Origin of the sequence: uncultured Campylobacter sp. (genome assembly GCF_937973075.1) — a bacterium.
GTDB lineage: Bacteria > Campylobacterota > Campylobacteria > Campylobacterales > Campylobacteraceae > Campylobacter_B.
Genome location: NZ_CALBWL010000001.1, coordinates 1 through 5,139, shown reverse-complemented (window position 1 = coordinate 5,139; position 5,139 = coordinate 1). Strand labels below are relative to the sequence as shown.

Below are 5,139 nucleotides of genomic sequence, written 5' to 3'. Positions count from 1 at the left end.
ATACCCTTTGCGACCATCATCGAGCCGATCATCGCAGGCACGCCCGTCGTGTAGCTCACAGCCTGTGCGCCCGTCTCGGCGTAGCAAGCCTCGTGATCGCAGACGTTATAGATGTAGACTTGGCGCTCTTTGCCGTCCTTGAGCCCGCGGATCACGCAGCCGATGTTAGTTTTACCCTTCGTGCGAGGGCCGAGACTCGCAGGATCAGGCAGCAGGGTCTTTAGAAACTGGATCGGCACGATTTTCACGCCGTTATGCTCGACCTCGTCGATGCGCAGCATGCCGACGTTTTCTAGGCATTTCATGTGAGTTAGGTAGCTTTGTCCAAAGGTCATGAAAAAGCGGATTCGCTTTAGCCCCTTGATGTTTTTAACGAGGCTTTCGAGCTCCTCGTGATAGAGCAGGTAGCTATCCTTGACGCCGACTTTCGGGTAGTCCCATTTGAACATTATTTCCATCGGCTCGGTTTCTTTCCACTCGCCGCGCTCCCAGTAGCGACCCTTTGCGCTCACTTCGCGCAGGTTGATTTCGGGGTTAAAATTCGTCGCAAACGGATATCCGTGATCGCCTGCATTGCAGTCTAGGATGTCGATCTCGCCGATCTCGTCAAAGAGATTTTGCTGTGCGTAGGCGCAAAATACGTTCGTCACGCCCGGATCAAAGCCGCTTCCCAGCAGCGCCATCGTGTTTGCGGCTTTAAACTCGCCGTCCTTCGCCCACTGCAGCTTGTATTCAAATTTGGCGGTGTCTGGGTGCTCGTAGTTTGCGGTATCGATGTATGGGATGCCGGCGCGAGAGCACGCGTCCATGAGGGTTAGGTCCTGATACGGCAGCGCTACGTTTAGCAGTAGCTCGGCGCCCGTTTTTTTGATGAGCGCGACTACGGCATCGGTGTCGTCCGCGTCGATCTGGGCGGTGTCGATAGCGACGCCCAAGCGGTCTTTGATAAGCTTAGCGATCGCGTCGCACTTGCTTTTGGTGCGGCTAGCAAGGGTGATCTTGCTAAAAACGTCCGCGTTCATCGCGCATTTTACGGTCGCGACTTGGCTCACGCCGCCCGCGCCTATGATTAAGATATTTGACATTTAAGCTCCTTTAAATTTTAAATTTTGCTGCAATTTTAGCAAATTTAAGATGAATTTTAAGAGGCTAAGTGTAATTAATCATAGAAGTTTGATTTTGGCGGGCGCGGAGCGCAAGCCAGCTCCAATAAGAGCGCCGAAAGCGGCACGCGCTAAAATTTTACATAGCTAGCGGCATGCCAATTGACGGCGGCACGAGATTAAATTTACCACATTAAATTTACCGCTTTGTATTGCGCGATAAAATTTTAGACTTTAAAGGGCTAGTTTAAATTTAACATTCCCTCCCTCCCCGGCGAAGCGCGGAGAATTAAAATTTAAAGCTCGTTCGCTTCGCCGCTAAAATTTATCGCGCTTATTTTCTCGGCGCACGGCAAAACCGCATACCGCGGCTAAATTTAGCGCTTCAGCGAACAGCGGTTTAAAAAGTAGCAAGCGGGGCAAAATCCCGTGACGCCCACGATGAACGGCACGAGTCCCACTAGCCCCCACCAGCTGCCAAACGCGACTCCCGCGATCATTATCGCCAGACCGATCAGAGCTCTTATTATCCTAGTTTTTTTACTTAGCATTGCATTTTCCTTTCTTTTTTACGCGTATTTATACCAAAAATTTCATAAAATGCACGATACGTAACGACATACGCGCCTTGATTAAATTCGGTTTTATTTAATTATATTTTCTTTTACGTACAAGCTCGGTGATAAAATTTAGTTACAAAATATTTTAAGCATTGATTTATTTCGTGACTAACTCACCGAAATTGCGCTAAAATTCGGCTAAAATTTAGTAAAAACGAGGAAAAATATGAAAACGCAGGACGAAAAATCAAGCTGGCTGCAGCACTTTCCGATCATGTTTTACACCGTAGTTATGGGGCTTGGCGGGCTAGCTCTCGCATACGAACGGCTAAATTTAATCTTTGACATCTCAGGCGCGGTTTTTGAGATTTTACGCGCCGCGGCGAGCCTAGCATACGCGCTCATCTGCGCTTGTTACGCGGCAAAGTTGATCAGATACCCGCAAGCTTGCAAGGCGGAGTTTTTCCATCCGGTGCGGGTAAATTTTTTCGCCGCCTTTTCGATCGGCACGCTCTTAGTCGCCTCGCTCTGGCGGGACTTTGAGCCCGTTTACGACGCGCTTTTTTGCGCGGGCACGGCATTTCAGACCTTTATCACGCTGCACGTCGTCTCATTTTGGATCAAAAATAACGTCCAGATCGCGCACTCAAACCCCGCGTGGTTTATCCCGATCGTGGGCAACCTCTTCGTCCCGCTAGCCGCGCCCGCCGCGAGCGAGCTTGCGTGGTATTATTTTGCGATCGGGATATTTTTTTGGCCCGTGCTTTTTGCGGTTTTATTTTACCGCATCATCTTTCACGATCAGATGCCGCAGAAATTTATCCCGACGCTTTTCATCGTGATCGCGCTGCCCTCGATGGCGTTTTTGGACTACGTCAAGCTCACCGGCGGCTTTGACGCGACGGCAAAGATCATGCTCTACGTCACGCTATTTTTCGCGCTTCTCATCCTTTTTATGTTTAAAAGCTTTTTGCGACTTAAATTTTTCCTCTCGTGGTGGGCGTTTACCTTCCCGACGGCGGCGGCTAGCATCGCGTTTTTGCGAGCGTTCGAGTTTAACGGGATAAAATTTTTCTTGTTTGCGGGAGCGGCGGGTTTTGCTATCTTATGCGTTTTTATAGGTATCGTGGGCTTTTGCACGGTAAAAGCGATGCGGCGCGGCGAAATTTGCGTGCCTGAGGAGTGAAATTTTATTCGAACTCTACTTAAAATTTTGACGAATGTAAAACAGGGCGGACTCGAATGCAGGCGGGCGGTAGGGTAAAATTTGCGTATCGAAGGATAAAAATTTACACGCAGCTTTAAATTTGAAATCGCGATAAATTTTAACCGAGCGGAATTTTATCGTTGCAGAAAGTTTGTTTAAATTTAAACTCGTCATGTGTTTTAGGGTTTAAATTTATACGCTACAAAAGACATCGTGTAGCTTCGTTCATATCTGTAATTAAAGTTTTTATTTGACTTTTATCCAATTAGTTAGTTTCGTTTATACATAAAACTTTTGCTATCTTTATATAGTTTATCCAGATTTAACTCTATTATGATTTGTTCTAAAAATTCATCTTGTTCTAAAAAATGAAGTCTTTTATATATAGCCGACAAGTTATCATTCGCTGGCAATAAAATATACAAAAAATTATGTATTTCATCCTTGTATTTTTGAGATTTTATTTCATATAACTTTTCTAACAAACTTCTCATGGCGCCTTTTAGTCTAAAATCAGATCTTACATAAATGTAGTTTATATAAACAACATCGCCCTCTTTATATTTAAAAACCGTATATGCTAAAAAACCAACTGTAAGATTTTCTAAATTTTTCGCTGTCAAATATCTATTTTGTTCTGAACAAAATGAACTTCCTACGCCAAGGTAATCTCTTTGATCCATATAATCAGCTATACTATTATAAAAAATACCATCTTGCTCATCAATCAAAAAAACATTCTTTGTCATGCTCTATTTCCATTTTGATTTTATAGGCCAATGATGACAAGATACTGTCTATCTCATTTTTTAAAGCACAATCTTTCACTCTTTCTCTTAGATCTTTAAAAAATTCTTTCTCTTGTAATATTTCTTCACTATTACTTAAAAAGCCTCTAGAATAGCTTTTTATTTTATTAACTCTTTGCAAATATTCGCTTATATCTTGTATATCGATTTTATTATCTACAAGAATATCTAGGATTTTTGCAATAATATCGGTATATTTATTTTCAACAGGTATAGCCCTATATAGGATTTTCAATTTTTCTATATTCTTTTTATCTATAAGGTGCGAAAAATAATTTTTAACATAGCTTTCATTGCTTGTATCAATGAAATATTCTGGGTCTATTCTAAGTGGTTTTTTATTATTTTCCCATTTTCCAGTATATTCTTGGTATTTATTTACTAGTTCTGTCATGTCTGTGTAAGATATGGTTTCTTTGCAGTACTCATAAGCTTTATTGCACAAAAAGCGGAAATCATCATAGCTAGAGATAAATTCGCCAATCAGCTTTGTTTCATTGGGCTTGGCTGTATCTTTGCTTATTAAATTAGAAAAATAATTTAAAAAATAACCATCTGATTTTTTAAAAGTAAGTTTTTGGTGTAAGATTTTAAGAATGCCTTTCAGCTCATATTCTATGACTTTATATAGCTTCTTTAATTCATAATCTTCCATAATAATATATGGATTTTTTATGAATTGTACTAGTATGTTCTTAATTTTATAAAACATATTGATATTGTTTTCTTTTAATGACGGCAATATCCAAAGAGATAGAGTTAGGCTCGGAGCTTGTTTAATTTTATAAAGCAACTCTAGGCATCTGTAAATAATATTGCAAATTTCATCACAATATTCACCTAAATAATGGATATTACTTAATATATTTTCTACCAGGCTTCCTTTATTATCCATGGCAGATATCTCAATAATATCTAGAATGATGTGTAAATTTTTAACCATATTATTTTTATCTATAAATGAAATTCTTATTAGATGAAATAAGTCCTGATGTGTTGCATTTGGATTTATATCTTCTGACCTTAGGACTAAAATTCCTTTTTGATAAAGCGTAAATTTTATATTCCAATCTAAGTCTTTATTTGTTATATTTTGCTTGGATAATTCCATAAATTTTACCATATCTTTATCTATCCAAGTATTAAAAACATCATTTATGTATCTAAAATTTAATTCATTTCCTATGGAATTTAAAAAAATAGCAATATCGCTTGGATTATTATTTTCAAAAAATAGTCCTATTTTATTTTTAATTTTCTCGTTGTTAATATCAAAATCTTGCATAGCGTCAAATCTGTCTTTGGAATCTTGAATATTTTCAAACAATAGATCAATATCTGCAATAGCTTCAAATGGTATTGTTAAAATTTGATATATTATAAATTTTTCATCCATATTTATATTTTTTAATATCGTTTGCGATTCATCGGAAAATTCATTTCTTAAAAAATAGTCTAAA

The 5,139-nt window shown here is 39.4% G+C and carries 5 protein-coding genes; 1 reads left to right on the top strand and 4 read right to left on the bottom strand.

Annotated elements, in window-relative coordinates; all coding sequences use genetic code 11:
• Window positions 1-1,085, bottom strand: a 1,085-nt coding sequence (locus tag Q0274_RS00025) for a saccharopine dehydrogenase family protein (RefSeq protein ID WP_298026398.1), incomplete at its 3' end; no start/stop codon positions are given.
• 395 nt (window positions 1,086-1,480) lie between these two features.
• Window positions 1,481-1,654: a DUF2892 domain-containing protein gene (locus Q0274_RS00020; RefSeq protein WP_298026395.1), complete on the bottom strand. Its 174-nt coding sequence runs from the start codon at window positions 1,652-1,654 to the stop codon at window positions 1,481-1,483.
• 235 nt (window positions 1,655-1,889) lie between these two features.
• Between Q0274_RS00020 and Q0274_RS00015 the strand changes: the two genes are divergently transcribed.
• Window positions 1,890-2,849 carry an SLAC1 anion channel family protein gene (locus tag Q0274_RS00015; RefSeq protein WP_298026392.1) on the top strand — a complete coding sequence of 320 codons (960 nt, stop codon included), beginning with the start codon at window positions 1,890-1,892 and terminating at the stop codon, window positions 2,847-2,849.
• 290 nt (window positions 2,850-3,139) lie between these two features.
• Here the strand turns inward: Q0274_RS00015 and Q0274_RS00010 are convergent, their stop codons facing one another.
• Together Q0274_RS00010 and Q0274_RS00005 are read right to left on the bottom strand one after the other, a co-directional pair.
• Complete coding sequence (locus tag Q0274_RS00010) at window positions 3,140-3,619, bottom strand: GNAT family N-acetyltransferase (RefSeq protein WP_298026389.1); 480 nt, start codon at window positions 3,617-3,619, stop codon at window positions 3,140-3,142.
• Window positions 3,594-5,139: hypothetical protein (locus tag Q0274_RS00005; RefSeq protein ID WP_298026387.1), on the bottom strand; the 1,546-nt coding region annotated here is incomplete at its 5' end. The genes Q0274_RS00010 and Q0274_RS00005, both read right to left, overlap by 26 nt.